Below are 21,707 nucleotides of genomic sequence, written 5' to 3'. Positions count from 1 at the left end.
CATGAGTAGTTTTACAGGCAAAGCCGAAACGGATGATAACCACCTACTGAAGTAGGTGGTTTAGGGCTGAAAATAAAAACAAAGCCCAGCGAGATAAACCGCTGGGCTTTTTCTTAATGGACAGTTAAGACAAATATAAAATTAGAAGCCGTAAGAGGCACCAAATACAAAAGCGTTATTCACTAGGCTGTCACCACTCGCGTTTTCTGCACCGTGTGCTTGACTACGGAACTCAAAGTAAGGTTGAACACCTTTACGAGTCCACGTTGCACGAAGCTCGTGGTCCATGGTTTCCGCTTCAATCATGTAGACGTTGTTGTAGCTTAGCGTCACATCCTCATTCATCACGTAACCGATGCGGTTGTCCATGCGGTAATCTGTATCCGCATCTGCGTCTGTCGCATCAATGTGCGCACGAGTACGGTTACTTAAGGAGATGCCGTTATCGAAGTTGTAACCGATCTTAACCAATGGACGGTACTGTACATTCTCGCCAGCAGAGAACAGGTGTTGGTAACCCGCGGCAACCCATAAATGATCGGTAATATTAAATGACTGCTCACCACCCACAGTGATTGCTGGTGTTGTGTTACCTGCGCCACCGTTTTCTGTTTCCAGTTTACCCAACTGAATACCATCAAATTCGGTGTAAACCGTAAAGCCGCCGAATTGGTTATCAAAAGTATGACCAGCTTCCAGTGTAGACGTAACGTCCGAACCATGAATTCGACCATCATCGTGGAATTGAACATTACCTGTTACGTAAGAAGAACCAGCAAAAGCGCTAGAAGCGAAAGCGAGAGAAAGAGCACTCAGTGCAAAAATGTTTTTCATAATTACTGCCTTTATTTATTCACGTTATGCGATAGTTTTAGAGGGCATCTCTTCCCTTTTATCGCAAACTTTGGAATGTGCCTCCTTGGCGTTCGCAATATTGTTTTAATTAATTCGCGATGGAAAATAAAACATTTTAAAAAGTGATCTTGTTCAAACCGAAGCTCAACAACCCTGATAAAAACATGGGAAATACAGGCACTTATCGTATTTTTATAAAATTATTCAAAAAATAGAAGTGTGATCATAAACAGGTTGTTTATTGATATTTAGCAGATTAAGTCGATCCAGTTCACAATAACCTTGACCATTGCAACCAAAAACTTATTTATCAATGAAAAATAATTAGACATCGATCACGCTTAATTTCCTCAAAAAATAAAGAAAGCCCCAACATGATGTTGAGGCTTTGCCAAAAAATTAACTTACAAGAATTGAGTTATTTCACGCTGGTCACTCGACTTGCTTTCTCACCGGTTGCTGACACGGAACGGATAAACACTTCACCTTTCACATTTGGACGAGCACTATCTGCGTAAGTTAGCCAGTTCTTGCCGTCTAGAGAGTATTGAAGCTTCACACCCGGGAACTGAACGTTCATTGCCAGTTTACCCTCTTCAACTTTCGCGCCTGGTACAGGTAGGCGGTAGTCGATACCCGCTTTTTCTAGCTTAGCCAGTTCGCGTTGGCCAAGTACGTTCGCAAAGCGGTTGTAGTCTTGGTTTAGCGCAGCTTTGTTTACTAGGTTAGAGTTTTGCGAGTATTCAACACCCACTTTGTAGTCGTTTTCCCAATCAGCACGGTGCCATGCACGTTCAGCGGCTGCCAGTACGCGAGGGAATACCATGTACTCGTATTGCTCGTCGTTACGTACTGTCTCAGACCACAGCTGTGCTGATAGACCATAGAAAGGTTTCGCTTTGATTTCACCTTTACCAGTGAAGCCGTTACCATCGCGGTCTACAGAGGTTTCTGCGTTCTGAGGCATGTTCTCTGGTGCAAAACCAAACATCTTACGAGTATCTGTTGCACGCGTCGCCCAGTAGTAACCACGCTCTTTCGGGTCAACTTCGTACGGCATGTCCATGTATACGTAGTCTGGGTTAGAAACGATAACGTCGTAACCTTTCTTAGACCATTCGTACACTGATGATGTGCCACCCCAGTAAAGAACGTCCCAGAAGTTAACACGCGTGTTTTCTGTTGCGAACGCTTTCTCACCTTCACTGTACTTAAGGCCATCTTGCCAAGCTTGGAAGTTTGGAATGCCTTTCTCTGCCACCATCTTCGACACTTCTTCTGCAAAGTGGCTTGGTAGATGAGCAAAATCGCTTACCGTACCGTCTGCAATTAACGTCTGACATTGTGGTGACTGTGCGAATGGCTTGTCTTGCTTAGACAAATCAATGTTACCCTTCCAGCTTACTTTGTCTTCTGCGTTGATGTCTTGCAGACCAGCGCCTAGCTTGATGTTCTTCGCTTCGTCACCACCAAAGTGCCATGTTGTTAGCGGCGTGCCCGCTTCTTGGTGCATTGCTGCTACTTCTGAAATCACTTTATCAACAAAGCGAGTTGAAGATTCCATACATGGGTTGATGAAGCTTTGCTTGTTGTAGAACTGAACCGTCGTTACGTTCGATGTATCTTGAGGATCCATCAGGCGGTACTCGTTCGCTTCTGCTTCTTTACCTTCTTCCATTAGACGGTCGTAACGTGCTTCCATTGATACCACTGCTGCACGAGCGTGTGCTGGCATATCGATTTCAGGAATCACTTCGATGTTACGCGCTTTCGCGTACTTCAAGATGTCCACGTAGTCTGCTTTGCTGAAGAAGCCAGAACCAAAGTTGTCTGTCGTTGCACCTGAGCCAAGCTGAGGCAGTAAACAGCTTTTCTCTTCCAAATCGAAACAACGGTTAGCACCCACTTCAGTCAGCTCTGGCAGACCCGGGATTTCTAAACGCCAGCCTTCATCATCCGTTAGGTGAAGGTGTAGTTTGTTCATCTTGTACGCGGCCATTTGGTCAAGCGTTGCAAGAATCGCGTCTTTAGAGTGGAAGTTACGAGCCACGTCCACCATCACACCACGGTAATCAAAACGCGGCGCATCTTTAATAGACAGTTGTGGTAGAGAATCAGCATTTTGGCTATCTACCAGGCCAAAGATAGATTGTACTGCGTAGAAAGCACCTGCTTGGTCAAACGCTTTAATCGCAATACCGTCGCCTTTGATGCTCATTTCGTAAGCACCAGATTTTGCCAATTCACCGGTGAAGTCTGCAGGAACAACAGTGATGCTTACAGGAAGATCACCACGAACATCCACACCTACCACTTCTGCACGACCTTGAATTGCTGCGTATTGAGCCGCATCGAATGCGTCTTTAGGCAGCGCAATACCCGCCGCGATATCTACCGTACCTTTACCTGCTTCAACAGACATTGGCGTTGGTAGTAACGTGGTTGATACGTCTTGTTTTGCTAGATCTTCGTTCTTCTCGAAACGAGACACAGCGCTCGCAAATACGTTGTTGTCATCTGGCGTACGTTTTAGGTTGTTACCCTCAAGGCCAGTCACGAAAGATGCAACGTCTTCTGTGTTAAGAGAAGCGATCATCTTAGGCTCTGCATTTGGTGCAGCAACGAAAGCGCCTGGCATGAAGTCAGTTTCAAATAGCTGCCAGTATTCAGCAACAAGAGGAAGCACAACCTCTTCACCCGCAGCAAAACCATCAAACTTATCTGTTGGTTCTAGTTTGTGTAGATCACCCGTTACGCGAGAGATTTTAAACTGTTCGTTTTCAACATCCAGAATCAGACGAATGCTATGGAAGTAAATAGCCCAATCTTTTGAGTCAACCGCTTCACCTTGGTTAACCAGCGTCATGTTTACCTTGTTACAAGACGCCCACTCAGCCCCTAAGTCCTGACAAGCAAGACCTTCGTTTGCACCGTGGTTAGTCAACACTTGGTATTGAATATCAAGATTATTAGCCAACGAATTTACAACTTGTTGTTCAGAGCTTTGCAGCGCAGAGCAACCTGCTAATGTAGTGATAACAGAAACAGCAATCAGACTAGGTTTAAACATCTTACTTCCCCAAAAAAGTCAGTGGTTCAAAACGACAATGATAAAAATCTCGGCCCCTCAAATGCGAGGTGCCTAACCGTTACATTCAACATACAACCTGTTATTTCTAAGCGTAAAATAAATAGAAATAGGAAGTGATCCAGTTCAAAAAATGACACTCAGAAAAAATAATAAAAACCTAATTTTCATGGAGTTACAATACACGTCAAAATCGAACAACTTGTTTTGACGAGTTTGCTGCGATCTAGGTCACTTATATTCATGAGTTACGACTGATTTTGTAAGATTTGGATCACGCCTAATTATTTTGTGAGCCATTAGTAAGCGAATTACCTATTTACCTTTCGTGAAGTGACTCTCATTTATTCGTCGTCAAAACTCGTCAATATTTTTAGAAATGACGATTTTGTCGAATACCCCACTGGAGAAATTGCACTTAACCTCACGCTATTTTGCGTATAAAGTTTAAAGGTATCTTATCTGAGGACCATTCTATGTTTCGTCTCTTGACGCTCATATCATCTCTACTTGTTACTTTGACTCCTTTTTCATCTTATGCAGAGCCACAGCATTGGTTAGCAAAAAAAGGGGAAACCGAACTTATGATTATTGGCTCGGTACATGTGGGGGATAAAACGATGTACCCACTCCCTAGAACGGTCATCCAGCATTTAAGCCAAAGCACAGGGTTGATTATTGAAGCAGACGTCAGGAATTCTGAAGGCTTGGTTTACCCACAAACAACCATTCTTTCTAAAGATGTTTTAGACAGAGCTCAACGTCGCCACTTAATTGAAATTGCCCAAGATTTAGGTTTGCCAGAAACTCAACTCCTAAATTCCCCACCTTGGATGGCCGCATTCACCATCCAACTCGCTTTAGTCAACAAACTGGGGTATGTCTCTGATAAAGGGGTCGACATGCACTTAATAGGACTCGCTGATAAAAAGCAAATCCCGGTCATTCCACTAGAGTCCGTGCAATTCCAAATCGATTTAATCGCAGGTCAATCAGAAGGCGGTAAAGAGATACTTCTCTCATCAATTGAAGAATATGATGGCGGAGAAGAGTTGGTTCAATGCTTGATAGAGAGTTGGAAGAGTGGTGATGGTAGCATGTTGGTCGAAGCCTCTTTGACCGATCATACAACAGAAGAGTTTAACCAAGCCTTTTTATACGAGCGTAATCGAGATTGGGCTAAAAAACTCGACACTGGCAGTGTTCTACCTCAGCAATCGGGTCGTTACACCGTTGTTGTTGGTGGCTTGCATTTAGTAGGTAAAGATAACCTGATTGAACTGCTTAAAAATCGGGGATTTAACATCAAACCACTGGGTAAGACGCGCCAAGCAAATTGTGATATCTAGTGATTGTTTGAAAAATGCCATTTAAATACAATTATTTAAATACAACCATTTAAAATTCATTCAAACTTTCTTATAAAACGCCGTTAAGCTAAGTGGATACAAAACAACTCATATGAAATTTAAATATGTCTTCCTATACACGATTGGAATTATGCTCACTTCTTCGCTGTCTTATGCTAAACCGCCATGCAACGTAGAAGCTTTTCAAGCTATTGATATAACTCCGGAAGTAAAAGGCGGTGTTTTAGATAAAGAGAGTGGTCAATTTCTTATTACCGAAAAACCAATGATGCGTTGCGCGAACATCACGTTTTCAACAGCCCACACTCGAAATCGCGTTGCACATATGATGAACCAAGGCTTTGAAGCGGTTTACTATGATGGAAATACAAGCAAATCTCACTCAGTAACGTTTGATGAAGACGATTTAAAAGCGGGTTACGTCAAGATTGGGCCAAATCACCCAAAGACCGCTTATGTCTGTTTCACTACTTCTGAAACTCCTATCAATACTATCTCGTGTGACATCAAGTAATAAATTTACTCGCTCTAAAAAATGAAAAGGCCCTACATTTCTGTAGAGCCTTCCTCTCAATACGTGTCGGTGAAGAGCCATGTTCTAACTTCAAGCGAACCCCATTTGGTTCGATACTATTGAAGTCTAAAATTACTAGCACTAAAAACGACGAAAGCCTGCTCATTGAGCAGGCTTTCTAAAAGTGGTCGGTGAAGAGGGATTCGAACCCCCGACCCTCTGGTCCCAAACCAGATGCGCTACCAAGCTGCGCTATTCACCGATATGTTTAACTGAGGAATTGTCCCCGTCAACGAATGCGTATATTACGGATTCTGAACTGTGGCGCAAGTGCTTTTTACAAAAAAACCTTAGGTCTTAATTCGTTTGATGAATAACTGAACACTAGCACGTAAAATGTGACTGATAACTCACAACAAAATACAGTTTATTAACCTTAGCAACATAATTGATCCAGATCAGTGTGCAACAAGACACCGCCATTTAGTTTATTCCTGTCGGGAACATCTTGGAGGAAACGTATGGACTTTTGGCTTGATCTCCTATTTGGTAATGCAGTGGGTCTATCGTCAATGATAGTAATTTTTGGGGCAATTGGTCTGATGTTATTTTACGGCGGTTTCTTCATATACAAGATCATGAACGACAAATCTCCTCACTAGATCTCGCTTAGCTCTAGAAACGCTTTGCACCGGAGTCGGTTACTTGCCTACTCCGGTTTTTTATTTGATCTCAATGCACCACTCATTGATATAATCCTATTATTCTTCCCTGTTCTTAATGAGATTACTGCTATGTCTCACGACGACGATTTTGATCTATTTCAACAGATGATGGGCGATGTAAAGCCAATCACTCAAGACACCACCGAACACAAAAAAGTACACCAAGTAACAGAAGCACAGCTCGCAAAACGAGAAGCAGCAATCTGGTTAACGGAAGATGACCCAGAATACCTATCACTTGATCACGCTGAAATGCTCAAGCCAGAGGACTTTGTTGAGTTCAAACGTGATGGTGTACAGGACGGGGTTTACCGCAAACTTCGCCTTGGTAAGTATCCAATCCAAGCTCGCTTGGATTTGCACCGTAAAACATTGAAAGAAGCACGTGATGAAGTCGTGACGTTTTTAAAGCAATGCCTATCAATGGACATTAGAACGGTCGTTATCGTCCATGGTCGAGGAGAACGCTCAAATCCACCTGCAATGATGAAAAGCTTTGTTAGCAGTTGGCTACGACAAATAAAGGAAGTCCAATGCGTCCATAGTGCGCAACGCTTTCACGGTGGAACTGGAGCCGTTTACGTCCTACTTAGAAAAAGTGCGGAAAAGAAATTAGAAACCCGCGAACGTCACCAAAAACGGTTAGGCTAAATTTCACCCTAATGCTAGAATGCCCGCCCTTATTCTTCCTTCCCCTTAAAGGAAGGGAGCTTCATTCGCCGTTGTGAAACGTTAGGAGACAAAAATGTCACAAGACAACGCTAAACGATTAAATAAATTCATCAGTGAAACGGGGTTTTGCTCACGCCGTGAAGCAGACAGACTGATTGAGCAAGGCCGTGTCACCATTAATGGCAACAAACCTGAAATGGGGACAAAAGTGCTACCTGGTGATGATGTTTGTGTGGATGGTAAGCCAGTGGCAGCAAAAGAGAAGCCGATTTATATCGCTCTCAATAAACCAACAGGCATCACCTGTACAACTGAGAGAGACGTCCCTGGAAACATCGTTGATTTCATCGGCCACCAAAAACGTATCTTTCCGATCGGCCGCTTAGACAAACCCTCTGATGGTCTGATCTTTTTGACCAACGATGGCGACATCGTGAACAAAATCCTTCGCGCAGGCAACGACCACGAAAAAGAGTACGTCGTACGCGTGGACAAGCCAATTACAGGAGAGTTTCTCAAACAGATGTCGAGTGGCGTTAAGATTCTCGACACAGTCACCCTACCTTGTAAGGTAACGAAAGAAACTAAATTCTCTTTCCGTATTGTGCTCACTCAAGGACTTAACCGTCAGATCCGTCGCATGTGTGAAGCGCTGGGCTATGAAGTATTCAAGCTGCGTCGCGTACGCATCATGAATATCTCTCTTGATGGTATTCCGAATGGAAAATGGCGTTACCTAAGTGACGAAGAAGTGGCAGAGATCCTAGCAATGTGTGAAGGCTCTGTAGGTACAGAAGAAGCATCAAAAACAGACTCTAGAGGTCGCAACATTCGTAAAGCGACCGACGCGAAGCTGTTTGATAGCCGTGAAGAAAACCAAGATTCTACTGCTCGTCGTAACCAGAAGACACGAACTTTCCGCGGTAACAATGCTGATGAGTTCCGTCATGCACCAAACTCGAAAAAAGGTCAACAAAAGCGTCGTCAGCGTGATGATGAAGGCGGACGTCCAGCTAAAGAACATTACAAAGCGAAACCACAAGGTGAACGCAGCAGACCGCAAGGCGAGCATGGTAAATCGCACCGTAAACCAGATGCATCGAGCAATACGCATTCAGCAAACAAGCCTCAATCACCGAGTAAGCCTAAGCAGCATTACATGAATCCAAATGCCGCGAAACCAAGCAAACCAGCTAAACGCACTGGTGGTACATTGAGTCTGAAGAAGTAACACTTCACTGACACAGGCAAGATCAAAAAAGGACGCTCATGAGCGTCCTTTTTATTTGTCATGAGTTTACAAACAAAGAGGTGCAAACTGACCACGAGTTAAGCTCAGCAAATCTCTCGGGGCTAACTCAATTTCTAAACCACGTTTACCAGCACTCACACAGATTTTGTCTTGCTCTGCTGCGCTTTCGTGCAAAAAAGTAGGTAAGGCTTTCTTCTGCCCTAGTGGGCTAATTCCACCAACGACATAACCTGTGGTCTTTTGGGCGATTTCCGGATCAGCCATATCGGCCTTTTTGCCCTTCGCTGCTTTCGCCGCCAGTTTTAGGTTCAGCTTTTGATCAACAGGGATAATCGCAACCGCAAGGTTCTTTGGCTCCCCGTTCAAGCAGAACAACAAGGTTTTAAATACTGTTTTCGGATCCTGTCCTAGCACTTCAGCAGCCTCCAAGCCATAACTATCGGCTCTAGGGTCATGCTCATACTGATGAATCGTGTGTGGAATTTTTTTCTTTTTCGCAAGATTAATGGCCGGAGTCATCAAGATTCTCCTCATAAAAACAAAAAGCGCAGATTGAATTGGATCTGCGCTTTTAGTTAATGATATCAGCGAGTTTGAGTCAATCGCTTTTTCTCTGTTGGGTTACTGCTCAATCGCCGTATCAACTAAATACGTGATTTCACCCGAAGGGGCATACTCATTAACATCAATAGGGCTGTGTGTTTCTAAATAATCCTTCAAAACTTCAGCATCGGTAAAACCTGTATTTACATACCCTGGATGATCGTCGATTTTAGGGTAACCATCACCACCAGCAGCATTGTAGCTTGGTACGGTAAAGCGGTAATTACCATCTAAGCGAAGTTGCTTATTACCAATAAACACATTGGTTACCTCACCATTATTGATACTCATCGCAATGCCGGCAAACTGTGCATAAGCACCAGAGTCAACAGGCTTAGTTGCAACGACATTTAGATAATCTAATACCTCTTTACCCGTCATATCAACGTAAGAAACCATATTGCCAAATGGCTGAACAGTGAGCACGTCTTTATAAGTAATATCACCCGCAGCAATCGAATCTCGAACACCACCAGAATTCATTACGGCGAAATCTGATTTCGCACGTTCCATGTGAGCCGTTGCAATTAATCGACCTAAGTTTGTTTGCTGGTAACGAACCACATTGCGGTCACCCTCAAGCTTACCGTTAGATTCTGCAATCTTCACGTTTAGCTTGCCCTGACCTTTTTCTTGATAAGGACGAAGAAACTCAAGCATCATTTCGTCTTGTTTAATCTCTTCTTGGATAAAGACTCGTTGTGACTGACCATCAACTTTAACTTTCTTTTTCAAGTTTACAGGGATCAGATCGTAGCTCACCATCGAGAGTTCGCCATTACGAAACTCGTAATCGGCGCGTCCCACATATTTCCCCCACTCATGTGCCTGAACAATAAAGGTACCATTTTGTTTATCGGGCTGACATTCATCACCTGGTTTAAAGTTCTTTTTGATAACGTTTGGCCCTTCCATACAAACAGGCTCTTGTGAGTGTCCTCCAACGATCATGTCGAGATCGCCGTCATTCAAATAACGAGCTAACGCCACATCGCCGGGAGCATTGATGCCTCTATTACCATTTTCATAGTGTCCCATATGCGTGACAGCAAAAATCAGATCTGGATACTCTGTTTCTTTCAGTTCTGCAATCAACTTCTTGGCTTCTTCTTTCGGGTCACGGAAGTCAATTTGTTCAATGAATTCAGGGTTGCCAAGTTTCGCTGTGTCTTCGGTTGTAAGACCAATGACCGCAATTTTAATGCCCTGCTTGTTAAACATCGCGTATGGTTGGAATAAACGCTTGCCAGTATTTTTATCGTAAATATTGGCAGACAACATCGGAAAGTTTGCCCACTCTTGCTGCTTGAATAGCACGTCCAATGGATTATCAAACTCATGATTACCTAGAGCCATCGCATCGTAACCAATTTTGCTCATGCCTTTGAAATCCGGCTCGGCATCTTGTAAATCAGACTCAGGTACTCCTGTGTTGATGTCACCACCAGAAAGCAGTAACACGCTGCCCCCCTCAGCCTGTATTTCTTCGCGCAAATCATCGATTAACGTTTTACGCGCCGCCATGCCATATTCACCGTATCGATTTTGCCAAAAGCGACCATGATGATCGTTAGTGTGCAATACGGTCAATTTATAGGTTGTATCGGCATTCCATTCTGGTGCAGGTTGCGTAGCACACCCAGCTAACGAGGCCAAGATAGCGGCACTCAAAACAGTTTTGATCATCAGACGCTGATTCATTTATTTACCTTTTTCTTATTGGGATTACTGATGCACATTTTAAGCATTGGATCTATTTGAAAACCACGTGCACCCTAACACATTGATTTAATAATTATGATGCATTGTTTAGCAATAACAAATTCATCAGTAACAAGTTTGAGAATTCACGGCTTTTCAGATAAAAAAATAGCCAACACTCGGTTGGCTATAGTATTTGTTACCACCAGTCATCTGGCGTTTACTTGATATCGATATCTGCAAAGCTCTTGATCAGATCATCAAGCGATTTCATTTGTGCTAAGAATGGCTCTAACTTGTCTAGAGGCAGTGCAGATGGGCCATCACAACGCGCTTGGTCTGGGTTTGGGTGCGCTTCGATAAATAGACCTGCGATGCCTGTCGCTAGACCCGCTTTTGCAAGTTCAACTGTCTGCTCACGACGGCCGCCAGATGCTGCGCCTGATGGGTCACGCATTTGTAGTGAGTGCGTTACGTCAAAGATGATTGGGCTACCTTTCGAAGCATTTTTCATCACACCAAAACCAAGCATATCAACCACTAAGTTGTCGTAGCCGTGGCAAGAACCGCGCTCACATAGGATGATCTTGTCGTTACCGCATTCTGCGAACTTCTCAACGATGTTACCCACTTGACCTGGGCTCATAAATTGAGGTTTCTTCACGTTGATAACCGCACCTGTTTTGGCCATAGCTTCAACAAGGTCAGTTTGACGAGCTAGGAATGCAGGAAGCTGAATAACGTCTACCACGTCAGCGACGGGTTGAGCTTGTGCTTCAGTGTGAACGTCCGTGATGATCTTTACACCAAAAGTGTCTTTCAGCTCCTGAAAGATTTTCATACCTTCTTCCAGACCTGGACCACGGTATGAATGAACAGAACTGCGGTTTGCTTTGTCAAACGACGCCTTAAATACGTAAGGAATACCAAGTTTTTCCGTTACTTTTACGTAGTGCTCACAGATCTGCATCGCAAGATCACGAGACTCAAGAACGTTCATACCTGCAAATAGGGTGAATGGCTTGTCGTTAGCAACCTGAATGTCGCCGATATTAACGATTTTCTGTTCCATTTTGATTCTCTTTTTCTGTCCACGATACGCCACAGTTCGGCACATCGATAAAATTAGTGAAGTGTGACGTGCGTTTCACTCATCACATTAACTTGTGATTTTAGTAGCTCGGAAGCCGGATCGTCAGGGCATTGGTCAATAAAGTACTGAAAATCTGATACCGCTACTTGAGGGCACTCTAGCTGTTGGAAAATAAAACCACGGTCACGAATTTCGTATGGATCATCTGGCACAAACGTTAGAGCAAGATTCGTACAACGTAATGCCAACGTATAATGCTCTTCACGCAACATCGCACTTTTAATCAATGCCAACCAGCGACCAATAATTGTTGGGTTGTCAGCTTCCTCAAAATGTTCAGGCTTTAGCTGAGCTAGCGGTCCTTCCTGGCCAATAAGCCAAGCTTGAAGAATCCTTTCACCTACATACTCACCATTAAATGGATTGATGTAGTCTGGCTTCTTATGCATCCAGTCGACTTTTAACAAGAACTGAGTAGGGAAAGTAACTCCCTTCAGCGGGAAACCCAGCTTTTTGCCTAGGTATAACAAAATCGAACCTAAGCTCACAGGAATACCTTTTCTGCGCTCCAACACTTTATCGATGAAGCTGTTGTCCGAAATAAAGTATTCCTGCTCGTCGCCTTTGAATCCCCACTCGTGGAAAAACAGTCGTAGGAATGCATCAAATCGTTGCTCTTCATCGGTTTCATGAACAAGCGTGGCTTCTGCATCTTTGTAAAGACGCTCTAACTCTTGTTTCGCCCAATGTACTTTGGTTTCTGGGTTAATCGCTTTGTTTAGCTCAAGCGCACCTTCCACCAACGGTATATTGTCAAAATCTTCGTCAAAAAACTCTAACATGACGTCTATCCAAATAACGTAGGGCTCTTAGACACAGCAATGTTTGCAGCCATGACCAACCAACCTAATGCGCCGAAAAAGCCAAATATCTTCAGTAGGTTGTTTTTCGCAAGTTTCAATGAGAAGAATCCAAGCGCAATGTACGCCAGTACGCAGGTGATTTTGTTTGTTAACCACGGTGCGGCATCGGTAAACGGGATGAAACCCGTAATGAAAATAAGCGCGATACCTGACACTAGCAATGCAGTATCAACGATGTGGGGAAACACTTTCAAAAAGCGATTATTTCGCTTCGGTGAGTTCATCATCATTAACACGAATCGGATCGATAGTAGCGTCGCGCTGAGAGCGATCGTCACTAAGTGTATGTGTTTTAGAGCTACGTACATTTTTCTTCTCTTTTTAGTTAGTGTTTGCTGACTTCCATGATTAACTGGCCAGACAACCAAGTGTTACTCGATCGTTACCGCCATAATCTTTTTCCGTAGCGACCTGTTGGTAACCAAAGCCACGCATTATCTCACGCACCGCCTCACCTTGATCATAACCATGTTCAAATGCCAGCCAACCGCCCACTTCAAGATACTGACGAGCAAGATCCGAGATATGACGAATATCAGCTAAGCCATTCTCTTTAGCAACTAATGCAGATTTTGGCTCAAAGCGCACATCACCTTGGGATAAATGTGGATCTTTTTCATCAATATATGGCGGGTTGGAGACAATTAAAGCAAACTTCGTACCTTCTGTAATAGGCTCAAACCAACTGCCTTGAGCAAAGGTCACATTTTTGATGTTTAGCTGCTCAGCATTGTACTCTGCAAGTGCTTTCGCTTCTTGCTTAAGGTCTACGCCCATCACTTGACGCTTTGGCATTTCAGATGCAAGCGCGATGGCGATAGCTCCCGTCCCCGTTCCAAGATCTAAAATAGGCCCAGTTTGCTCGTAGGTCTTATCGAGTGCAACTTCGACCAAACGTTCTGTATCCGGTCTAGGTATCAGGGTAGAAGGAGAAACTTTAAACGGTAAAGACCAAAACTCTCGCTCACCAATAATATAAGCGACGGGTTCACCAGTTAAACGTCGTTCAAGTAGAGCATCAAACTGAGATTTTTGCTCTGCTTCTAACGCTTTTTCTGGCCAGGTCAGCAGGTAAGTTCGTGGTTTGCCAAGGACATGGCAAAGGAGTACAGCTGCATCGAGAGAAGGCGACTCTTTGCCGCCTTCTGCCAGTTTCGCCGTCGCACTTTTCAGTGCTTGCTCAATCGATTGAACTTGGCTCATCGATTAGCCGTTCTCTGCGAGCGCCGCAAGTTGGTCTGCTTGGTGCTCTTGAATCACAGGATCAATCAAGCTCTGCAGGTCACCTTCCATCACTTCGTTCAAACGATAGATGGTCAGGTTGATACGGTGATCAGACACACGACCTTGTGGGTAGTTGTATGTACGAATACGGTCACTACGGTCACCAGAACCTAGAAGGTTACGACGTGTATCAGACACTTCTGCGGCACGACGCTCTTCTTCCGCTTGAACGATACGAGCAGCAAGAACCGCCATTGCTTTCGCTTTGTTCTTGTGCTGTGAACGCTCATCCTGACACTCTACTACCGTACCCGTTGGTAAGTGGGTAATACGGATTGCAGAATCCGTGGTGTTAACGTGCTGACCACCCGCGCCAGATGCACGGAACGTATCGATTTTCAGGTCTGCTGCTTTGATTTCTGGCAGATCCGCTTCAGGGATTTCCGCCATTACTGCTACTGTACAAGCAGAAGTATGCACACGACCTTGAGACTCTGTTGCTGGAACACGCTGTACACGGTGACCGCCTGACTCAAATTTCAACACGCCGTACGCACCGTCGCCGCTTACTTTCGCGATCATCTCTTTGTAACCACCGTGCTCTGCCTCGTTTGAAGACATGACTTCGATGCGCCAGCCACGCTTTTCTGCGTACTTGCTGTACATACGGAATAGATCACCCGCGAAGATACCCGCTTCGTCGCCACCCGCACCTGCACGAATTTCTAGGAAACAGTTACGATCATCGTTCGGATCTTTTGGCAGAAGAAGAATCTGTAACTCATCAGTAAGACGCTCAATCGTCGCTTTCGCTTCTTTGATTTCTTCTTGCGCCATTTCACGCATTTCTTCGTCGTCTTCGTTTGCCATCTCTTCAGCGGCGACAAGATCTTCTTGTGCTTGTTGATAAGCTTGGAAGCACTTGGTTACTTCTTCTAGCTGAGAGTACTCTCTTGATAGAGCACGGAATTTGTCCTGATTTCCAATTACATCAGGATCACCAAGAAGATGTTGAACTTCTTCGTAACGTTCTACTAGCGTTTCTAGCTTAGTCAGAATAGAGGCTTTCATAGTGTCGTTTTCTTAATAAAAAGCGTGAGTTATAGATCATCCAAGCCAAGTGTTTGGCGGATAATCGTTAATTTTGCTGGTTCGCCTTGCTCAGCTGCACTTTGCAATGCGCGAGTTGGAGCGTGAATCAGTTTGTTGGTGAGTTTATTACTCAGCTCGCGCAGCACTTTCTCCGGATCTGCGCCTGCCGCTAAAGATTGCAAACTTTTGCTCAGTAACTCTTCACGAATTTCGTTGGCTGATTTGCGATAGTCGCGAATACTATCGACGGCTTGCAGTGAACGCAACCATGTCATAAATGCAGCGCTTTCTTCACTAACAATCGCTTCAGCTTGAATCGCTTCGACTTTACGCTGCTCAATGTTGCTGTCGATGATAGATTGCAAGTCATCAACAGAATACAGATATGCGTCGTTCAGTTCACCGACTTCCGACTCCACATCTCGCGGCACCGCAATATCGACCAACAAGATAGGTTGATGCCGGCGCTGCTTTAGAGCCGTTTCGACCATACCTTTGCCAATAATAGGCAATGGGCTCGCCGTTGAGCTAATCACAATATCCGCTTTCGCCAAATGTTCAGGAATTTCGTTCAAACTGATCACTTCTGCGCCAAATTGGTCCGCTAAGCCTTGCGCGCGCTCTTTAGTGCGGTTCGCGACAATCATTTTTGTGCAACCGTTGGACGCTAAATGCTTCGCGACCAATTCAATCGTCTCACCCGCACCAACTAAAAGCACGGTTGAATCTGATAACGACTCAAAAATATGTTTTGCCAGTGTACATGCCGCATAAGCCACGGACACGGCATTACCACCAATATCTGTCTCTGTTCTCACCCGTTTGGCGACTGAGAACGTCTTTTGAAACAGTTTATCAATCGAGGCATCGACGGCTTGATGATCTCGCGAGTCAGAAAATGCTTGCTTTACCTGCCCTAAAATTTGAGGCTCACCCAACACCAGAGAGTCAAGACCGCACGATACGCGCATCAAATGCTTTATTGCAGCTTGTTCTTCATGAACATACAAACTCGGCATTAAATCTTCGCGGCTCACTTGATGAAATTGAGCAAGCCAATCGATCAACTTGTTTCGCGCTCCTTGCTTAACATCGCAGTACAACTCAGTTCGGTTACAGGTTGAAACAATCACACTGCCGTTAACCGCTTCGTGCTCTCTAAGTTGCTCGAGTGCAGGGCCGAGTTTATCCGGACCAAACGCCACCTTCTCTCGCAAGTCGACAGACGCTGTATTGTGATTAATTCCAATAGCAAGCAAGGACATCTAACGTGGTATCTCTGGGATAGGTTATAAAATAGGTCCAGAATTTTACTGTAAGCACGCATTTATTGAAAGGGTAAGCCGGATTTGTTTTCCTAAGTGCGACTTTTCAATGCTATAGTTGTGAGCGATTCCCGATGAAACTGATTAATAAGCCATCAAACATGACGTTACGCTCCTTTATTCTTTTTTTCTTGTCGAGCTTACTGCTCGCTGGTTGTTCGTCCGTTCCTGAAAGTGTTACCAGCGTTGAATGGCAAGCTCATGAGCAGCGACTCGAAACCATCCGAGATTTTCAAGCAACGGGGAAACTTGGTTATATTGGCCCAGACCAAAGACAAAATTTAAACTTCTACTGGAAACATTCTTCAGCACTAAGCCAGTTGCGTTTAACAACGATTCTCGGACAAACGGCATTAAAGCTCACCATCACCCCACAAGGCGCCACAGTAGAAACTTACGATGATCAGGTCCTTTCTTCTCGCAGTGCTAATCAGCTGATTTACCGTCTTACAGGGTTGATGATGCCCGTCGATCACATGCCTGACTGGCTATTAGGTCTACCGACCGATGCCGACAAATTCCAACTGTCTCCAACCAATACACTGCAAGCGTTAAACAAACAAATTGGTTTAAATGATTGGAGTATTGCTTATCAACGATATGGCGACGTTCAATGGCATGAACAGTCTCTCCCTCTGCCAAATAAGCTGAAACTCACCACAGCTGATGTCAAAATAAATCTAGTGATCACAAAATGGAACATCACCCAATGATTGAACTTTCAACACGCTGGCCATCACCAGCGAAATTGAATCTCTTTCTACATATCAACGGCCGTACAGAGAATGGCTATCACGAGTTACAAACGTTATTCCAATTCGTCGATCACGGCGATGAGCTCACCATTCAAGCGAACCATTCTGGTGATATTACGATTTCTCCAGAGATAGAAGGTGTGCCTCTTCAAGACAATTTAATTTGGAAAGCTGCAACCGCGCTTCAAACTTACTCAAACTGCCCTTTTGGCGCGCATATTGAGCTACAGAAAGTGCTGCCTATGGGTGGAGGCATTGGTGGGGGCTCATCGAATGCAGCTACAGCATTAGTGGCACTGAATTACTTATGGCAACTGAATCTAACTGACGACGAACTGGCTGAAATAGGTTTAAAACTAGGCGCAGACGTGCCCGTATTTGTGCGCGGATTTGCAGCTTTTGCTGAAGGTGTTGGTGAAAAACTCTCTCCTGCTTATCCCGAAGAAAAATGGTATTTAGTCGTCAGACCGAATGTATCTATCGCAACCGTCGACGTTTTTTGTCATCCAGATCTGACGCGAAACACCCCAAAACGAGATCTAGAAACACTTTTAAATACGCCAAGCGTAAACGATTGCGAAAAAATTGTACGAATGCTCTACCCAGAGGTTGATAAGCAACTTTCTTGGCTGCTACAATACGCGCCGTCAAGATTGACGGGGACAGGATCTTGCGTTTTTGCTGAATTTTCGAGCAAATCTGAAGCAGAAACTATCCTTGCACAACTCTCTGATAAAGTCTCGGCATTTGTCGCTCAAGGGCGCAATATTTCGCCATTAAAAGAGACTTTGGCTGAATACCAATCAGCCTCACACCGACCTATTTAAACTGGACGCAAACCCGAGGTTTCCACCGTGCCTGATATGAAGCTATTTGCTGGTAACGCAACACCTGAACTAGCCCAACGTATTGCTGATCGTCTTTACATCTCTCTTGGTGATGCATCTGTTTCTCGCTTTTCTGATGGCGAAGTTGCAGTTCAAATCAATGAGAATGTTCGTGGTAGCGATGTTTTCATCATTCAATCCACTTGTGCACCGACTAACGACAACCTAATGGAATTGGTTGTTATGATTGATGCAATGCGCCGTGCTTCAGCAGGCCGTATCACTGCAGTTATCCCTTACTTCGGCTACGCTCGCCAAGACCGTCGTGTACGTTCTGCGCGTGTGCCAATTACTGCAAAAGTTGTTGCTGATTTCCTATCTAACGTTGGTGTTGACCGCGTTCTAACTATCGACCTACACGCAGAGCAAATTCAAGGCTTCTTCGATGTACCTGTAGACAACATCTTCGGCACGCCAGTGCTACTTGAAGATATGCAGGCTCGCGGTCTAGATAACCCTGTAGTGGTATCTCCTGACCTAGGTGGCGTTGTTCGTGCTCGTGCAACAGCAAAAGCACTAGGCGACATCGACATCGCAATCGTAGATAAGCGTCGTCCACGTGCAAACGTTTCTGAAGTAATGAACCTAATCGGTGATGTTGAAGGTCGTGACTGTGTGATCGTTGATGACATGATCGACACAGGTGGCACACTATGTAAAGCAGCTGAAGCACTAAAAGAGCGCGGTGCTAAGCGTGTATTCGCTTACGCTACTCACGCAGTATTCTCAGGCAACGCTGCGGATAACATCAAGAACTCAGTTCTTGACCAAGTTATCGTAACTGACTCTATCTCTCTGTCTAAAGAGATGGCTGCAACAGGTAAAGTGACAACACTAAGCCTATCTCGCATGCTGGCTGAAGCGATTCGTCGTATCAGTAACGAAGAGTCAATCTCTGCAATGTTCAACTAATACGAACATTTCAGTTACACTGATTTCAAAAGCACCCCTCTTTGGGGTGTTTTTTTATTTGTACTGATAACTAGAAAATCCCTTGGTCGCCCACCGCGAGTTTTCTGTGCTATCATACTGCGCTTTTTGAGATTCCAGAGAGATCCTAACCTTGAGTCAACAAATCAAACTTCTTGTTGGTCTTGCTAATCCAGGACCAGAATACGCCAGAACTCGTCACAATGCGGGCGCTTGGGTTGTAGAAGAATTAGCACGCGTTCACAACGTTACACTGAAGAACGAACCAAAGTTTTTTGGTCTAACAGGACGCATTATGGTCAATGGCCAGGATCTCCGTTTGCTTATCCCAACCACCTTCATGAATCTATCAGGTAAATCGATCGCAGCGCTTGCGAAATTTTATCAAATTAAACCTGAAGAGATCATGGTTGCTCATGACGAGCTAGACTTACCGCCAGGTGTCGCTAAGTTTAAAAAAGGTGGGGGTCACGGTGGACACAACGGTCTGCGTGACACCATTAGCAAACTGGGCAATAACAAAGATTTTTATCGTCTTCGTATTGGCATTGGTCATCCGGGACACAAAGATAAAGTGGCGGGTTTTGTATTAGGTAAAGCGCCAGCTAAAGAGCAAGAGCTTTTAGATGCAGCAGCTGATGAGGCTGTTCGTTGTCTAGATATCCTGATTAAGGATGGCCTATCTAAAGCACAAAATCGCCTCCACACGTTCAAAGCTGAATAAGGTTACTATCATGGGTTTTAAATGTGGCATCGTTGGTCTACCTAACGTAGGTAAATCAACTCTGTTCAACGCACTAACTAAAGCGGGTATCGAAGCAGCAAACTTCCCGTTCTGTACCATTGAACCAAACACTGGTGTGGTTCCTGTGCCAGATCTACGTCTAGACGCACTAGCTAAGATCGTTAACCCACAGAGAGTTCTTCCAACGACGATGGAGTTCGTGGACATCGCTGGTCTTGTTGCTGGTGCATCACGTGGTGAAGGTTTAGGTAACAAATTCCTAGCTAACATCCGTGAAACAGACGCGATTGGCCACGTTGTACGCTGTTTTGAAAACGAAAACATTGTTCACGTTTCAGGTAAAGTTTCACCTATCGAAGATATCGAAGTGATCAACCTTGAACTTGCAATGGCTGACCTTGATTCTTGTGAGCGAGCGATTCAACGTAACGCGAAGAAGGCAAAAGGCGGCGATAAAGACGCAAAATTTGAACTAACCGTACTAGAAAAACTGTTACCAGTACTAACTGAAGGCGGCATGGCACGCACAGTTGAGCTATCTAAAGAAGAGTTAGCAGCAATCGGCTACCTAAACTTCCTAACACTGAAGCCAACTATGTACATTGCAAACGTAAACGAAGATGGCTTCGAAAATAACCCATATCTAGATGCGGTTCGTGAGTTCGCAGAAAAAGAAAACAATGTCGTTGTACCTGTATGTGCAGCTATCGAATCTGAACTATCTGAACTAGAAGATGAAGATCGCGAAGAATTCCTAGCAGATATGGGGATCGAAGAGCCGGGCCTGAACCGTGTAATTCGCTCTGGTTACGAACTACTGACTCTACACACCTACTTCACAGCAGGTGTTAAAGAAGTACGTGCTTGGACAATCCCTGTTGGTGCAACTGCGCCTCAGGCGGCAGGTAAGATCCACACTGACTTCGAGAAAGGCTTTATTCGTGCAGAAGTAGTTGGTTACGACGATTTCATCCAATTCAATGGTGAAAATGGCGCAAAAGACGCAGGTAAATGGCGTCTAGAAGGTAAAGACTACATCGTAAAAGATGGCGATGTTGTACACTTCCGCTTCAATGTTTAATTAAATGAATGAATTCTAAACACTTCATTTACACTAAAAGCCAGCTGTTAAGCTGGCTTTTTTAATACCTTAAGTAAATGAACAAAAATAAATTACGCAACTGCAAGCTAATTTATTTCCAGTTTTAGATCATAAACACGCCTCTTTGTTTAAAAAGGAAGCGAACGAGGTTTTTTCCGAAATTTATTAAAAAAAACTGTTGACGGATCTCACTCAACTTCGCATAATGCGCGCCGTTCCCAACGACAAGGCAACAAAGCGTTGAGAACAAAAAATATGGTTTTGGCTACGTAGCTCAGCTGGTTAGAGCACATCACTCATAATGATGGGGTCACAGGTTCGAATCCCGTCGTAGCCACCATTCCTAAATGTTCTTTTTATCAGAGCAGTTAGGAATAGATGCGGAAGTGGCGGAATTGGTAGACGCACCAGATTTAGGTTCTGGCGCCGCAAGGTGTGAGAGTTCAAGTCTCTCCTTCCGCACCATATTTTAAATAGTCATTGTGACTATTGCCTGCAGGTCTATCGCCAAGCGGTAAGGCAGCGGCTTTTGATGCCGCCATTCCCTGGTTCGAATCCAGGTAGACCTGCCATTATTCAAGTGAGATTCCTTTATAAAAGGGGTTGTCACTGAGAGCGTGAAGGTTTATATTGTCTCGCTCCAAAAGATGGCTACGTAGCTCAGCTGGTTAGAGCACATCACTCATAATGATGGGGTCACAGGTTCGAATCCCGTCGTAGCCACCATAAACAACGTTATTTAGGTTTTTACCAATTACCTTGATAACTACAGAATAAGTTGCGGAAGTGGCGGAATTGGTAGACGCACCAGATTTAGGTTCTGGCGCCGCAAGGTGTGAGAGTTCAAGTCT

General features: G+C 44.5%; 20 protein-coding genes and 5 tRNA genes. 14 read left to right on the top strand and 11 right to left on the bottom strand.

The features are described from left to right. Nucleotides 1–141 precede the first annotated feature (141 nt). Nucleotides 142–834, bottom strand: coding sequence for an oligogalacturonate-specific porin KdgM family protein (locus R7E47_RS23390; RefSeq protein ID WP_005382004.1), 693 nt, complete (start codon nt 832–834; stop codon nt 142–144). Nucleotides 835–1,273: 439 nt separating this feature from the next. Continuing rightward, nucleotides 1,274–3,925 carry a beta-N-acetylhexosaminidase gene (locus R7E47_RS23385; protein WP_186584436.1) on the bottom strand — a complete coding sequence of 884 codons (2,652 nt, stop codon included), beginning with the start codon at nt 3,923–3,925 and terminating at the stop codon, nt 1,274–1,276. A gap of 494 nt (nt 3,926–4,419) precedes the next feature. On the opposite strand from R7E47_RS23385, the gene R7E47_RS23380 reads away from it, so the two are divergent. Together R7E47_RS23380 and R7E47_RS23375 are read left to right on the top strand one after the other, a co-directional pair. After that, nucleotides 4,420–5,292, top strand: coding sequence for a TraB/GumN family protein (locus R7E47_RS23380; RefSeq protein WP_054576682.1), 873 nt, complete (start codon nt 4,420–4,422; stop codon nt 5,290–5,292). A gap of 151 nt (nt 5,293–5,443) precedes the next feature. After that, nucleotides 5,444–5,827 carry a hypothetical protein gene (locus R7E47_RS23375; RefSeq protein WP_005384085.1) on the top strand — a complete coding sequence of 128 codons (384 nt, stop codon included), beginning with the start codon at nt 5,444–5,446 and terminating at the stop codon, nt 5,825–5,827. Nucleotides 5,828–6,012: 185 nt separating this feature from the next. Here R7E47_RS23375 and R7E47_RS23370 read toward each other — a convergent pair. Beyond that, nucleotides 6,013–6,089, bottom strand: a tRNA-Pro gene (locus tag R7E47_RS23370). 259 nt (nt 6,090–6,348) lie between these two features. On the opposite strand from R7E47_RS23370, the gene R7E47_RS23365 reads away from it, so the two are divergent. The 3 genes from R7E47_RS23365 (at nt 6,349) to rluF (ending at nt 8,455) form a co-directional block, all read left to right on the top strand. Then, nucleotides 6,349–6,489: a DUF3149 domain-containing protein gene (locus R7E47_RS23365; protein WP_005382236.1), complete on the top strand. Its 141-nt coding sequence runs from the start codon at nt 6,349–6,351 to the stop codon at nt 6,487–6,489. Between the two features lie 132 nt (nt 6,490–6,621). Continuing rightward, the gene (smrA, locus tag R7E47_RS23360; RefSeq protein WP_005382233.1) at nt 6,622–7,203 is read left to right on the top strand and encodes a DNA endonuclease SmrA; all 582 of its coding nucleotides are present in this window, start codon (nt 6,622–6,624) and stop codon (nt 7,201–7,203) included. Nucleotides 7,204–7,297: 94 nt separating this feature from the next. Beyond that, a complete protein-coding gene (rluF, locus tag R7E47_RS23355; protein ID WP_318085082.1) occupies nt 7,298–8,455 on the top strand; it encodes a 23S rRNA pseudouridine(2604) synthase RluF in 1,158 nt (385 codons plus the stop codon). A 66-nt stretch (nt 8,456–8,521) separates the two neighbouring features. On the opposite strand, the gene ybaK is transcribed toward rluF, so the two are convergent. The 8 genes from ybaK to hemA all read right to left on the bottom strand — a co-directional run bounded on the left by ybaK (nt 8,522) and on the right by hemA (nt 16,377). After that, nucleotides 8,522–8,995, bottom strand: a complete 474-nt coding sequence (gene ybaK / locus R7E47_RS23350; protein WP_005384092.1) for a Cys-tRNA(Pro) deacylase — start codon at nt 8,993–8,995, stop codon at nt 8,522–8,524. Nucleotides 8,996–9,097: 102 nt separating this feature from the next. After that, a complete protein-coding gene (gene ushA / locus R7E47_RS23345) occupies nt 9,098–10,780 on the bottom strand; it encodes a bifunctional UDP-sugar hydrolase/5'-nucleotidase UshA (RefSeq protein WP_238843136.1) in 1,683 nt (560 codons plus the stop codon). Between the two features lie 220 nt (nt 10,781–11,000). Next, nucleotides 11,001–11,852: a 3-deoxy-8-phosphooctulonate synthase gene (gene kdsA / locus R7E47_RS23340; protein ID WP_005384095.1), complete on the bottom strand. Its 852-nt coding sequence runs from the start codon at nt 11,850–11,852 to the stop codon at nt 11,001–11,003. A gap of 53 nt (nt 11,853–11,905) precedes the next feature. Then, nucleotides 11,906–12,715 (bottom strand): SirB1 family protein, encoded by an 810-nt coding sequence (locus R7E47_RS23335; protein WP_005384098.1) that lies wholly within the window; start codon nt 12,713–12,715, stop codon nt 11,906–11,908. Nucleotides 12,716–12,720: 5 nt separating this feature from the next. Then, complete coding sequence (locus tag R7E47_RS23330) at nt 12,721–13,104, bottom strand: SirB2 family protein (RefSeq protein WP_005382225.1); 384 nt, start codon at nt 13,102–13,104, stop codon at nt 12,721–12,723. A gap of 40 nt (nt 13,105–13,144) precedes the next feature. Further along, nucleotides 13,145–13,999 carry a peptide chain release factor N(5)-glutamine methyltransferase gene (gene prmC, locus R7E47_RS23325; RefSeq protein WP_017634841.1) on the bottom strand — a complete coding sequence of 285 codons (855 nt, stop codon included), beginning with the start codon at nt 13,997–13,999 and terminating at the stop codon, nt 13,145–13,147. 3 nt (nt 14,000–14,002) lie between these two features. Continuing rightward, a complete protein-coding gene (prfA, locus tag R7E47_RS23320) occupies nt 14,003–15,091 on the bottom strand; it encodes a peptide chain release factor 1 (RefSeq protein WP_005382222.1) in 1,089 nt (362 codons plus the stop codon). 29 nt (nt 15,092–15,120) lie between these two features. Beyond that, nucleotides 15,121–16,377 (bottom strand): glutamyl-tRNA reductase, encoded by a 1,257-nt coding sequence (gene hemA / locus R7E47_RS23315; protein WP_005384104.1) that lies wholly within the window; start codon nt 16,375–16,377, stop codon nt 15,121–15,123. A 134-nt stretch (nt 16,378–16,511) separates the two neighbouring features. On the opposite strand from hemA, the gene lolB reads away from it, so the two are divergent. From lolB to R7E47_RS23270, 9 genes are all read left to right on the top strand, one after another. Further along, nucleotides 16,512–17,150 carry a lipoprotein insertase outer membrane protein LolB gene (lolB, locus tag R7E47_RS23310; RefSeq protein WP_017819988.1) on the top strand — a complete coding sequence of 213 codons (639 nt, stop codon included), beginning with the start codon at nt 16,512–16,514 and terminating at the stop codon, nt 17,148–17,150. Next, a complete protein-coding gene (gene ispE, locus R7E47_RS23305) occupies nt 17,147–18,019 on the top strand; it encodes a 4-(cytidine 5'-diphospho)-2-C-methyl-D-erythritol kinase (RefSeq protein WP_025768957.1) in 873 nt (290 codons plus the stop codon). Before lolB ends, ispE begins: the two co-directional genes overlap by 4 nt. 27 nt (nt 18,020–18,046) lie before the next feature. Then, the gene (locus R7E47_RS23300) at nt 18,047–18,991 is read left to right on the top strand and encodes a ribose-phosphate pyrophosphokinase (RefSeq protein ID WP_005393176.1); all 945 of its coding nucleotides are present in this window, start codon (nt 18,047–18,049) and stop codon (nt 18,989–18,991) included. 151 nt (nt 18,992–19,142) lie between these two features. Beyond that, nucleotides 19,143–19,733, top strand: coding sequence for an aminoacyl-tRNA hydrolase (pth, locus tag R7E47_RS23295; RefSeq protein WP_005384112.1), 591 nt, complete (start codon nt 19,143–19,145; stop codon nt 19,731–19,733). A gap of 10 nt (nt 19,734–19,743) precedes the next feature. After that, nucleotides 19,744–20,835: a redox-regulated ATPase YchF gene (gene ychF / locus R7E47_RS23290; RefSeq protein ID WP_005393178.1), complete on the top strand. Its 1,092-nt coding sequence runs from the start codon at nt 19,744–19,746 to the stop codon at nt 20,833–20,835. Nucleotides 20,836–21,119: 284 nt separating this feature from the next. Beyond that, nucleotides 21,120–21,196: transfer RNA gene (locus R7E47_RS23285), tRNA-Met, on the top strand. 40 nt (nt 21,197–21,236) lie between these two features. Continuing rightward, nucleotides 21,237–21,321: transfer RNA gene (locus R7E47_RS23280), tRNA-Leu, on the top strand. Nucleotides 21,322–21,353: 32 nt separating this feature from the next. Further along, nucleotides 21,354–21,428: transfer RNA gene (locus tag R7E47_RS23275), tRNA-Gln, on the top strand. 77 nt (nt 21,429–21,505) lie between these two features. Next, a tRNA-Met gene (locus R7E47_RS23270) sits at nt 21,506–21,582 on the top strand. Nucleotides 21,583–21,707 lie beyond the last annotated feature (125 nt).

This window comes from Vibrio sp. Vb1026, from assembly GCF_033338745.1.
GTDB classification, from domain to species: domain Bacteria; phylum Pseudomonadota; class Gammaproteobacteria; order Enterobacterales; family Vibrionaceae; genus Vibrio; species Vibrio alginolyticus.
The sequence above is the reverse complement of the archived record's forward strand: the minus strand, read 5'-3'. Positions and strand labels throughout refer to the sequence as shown.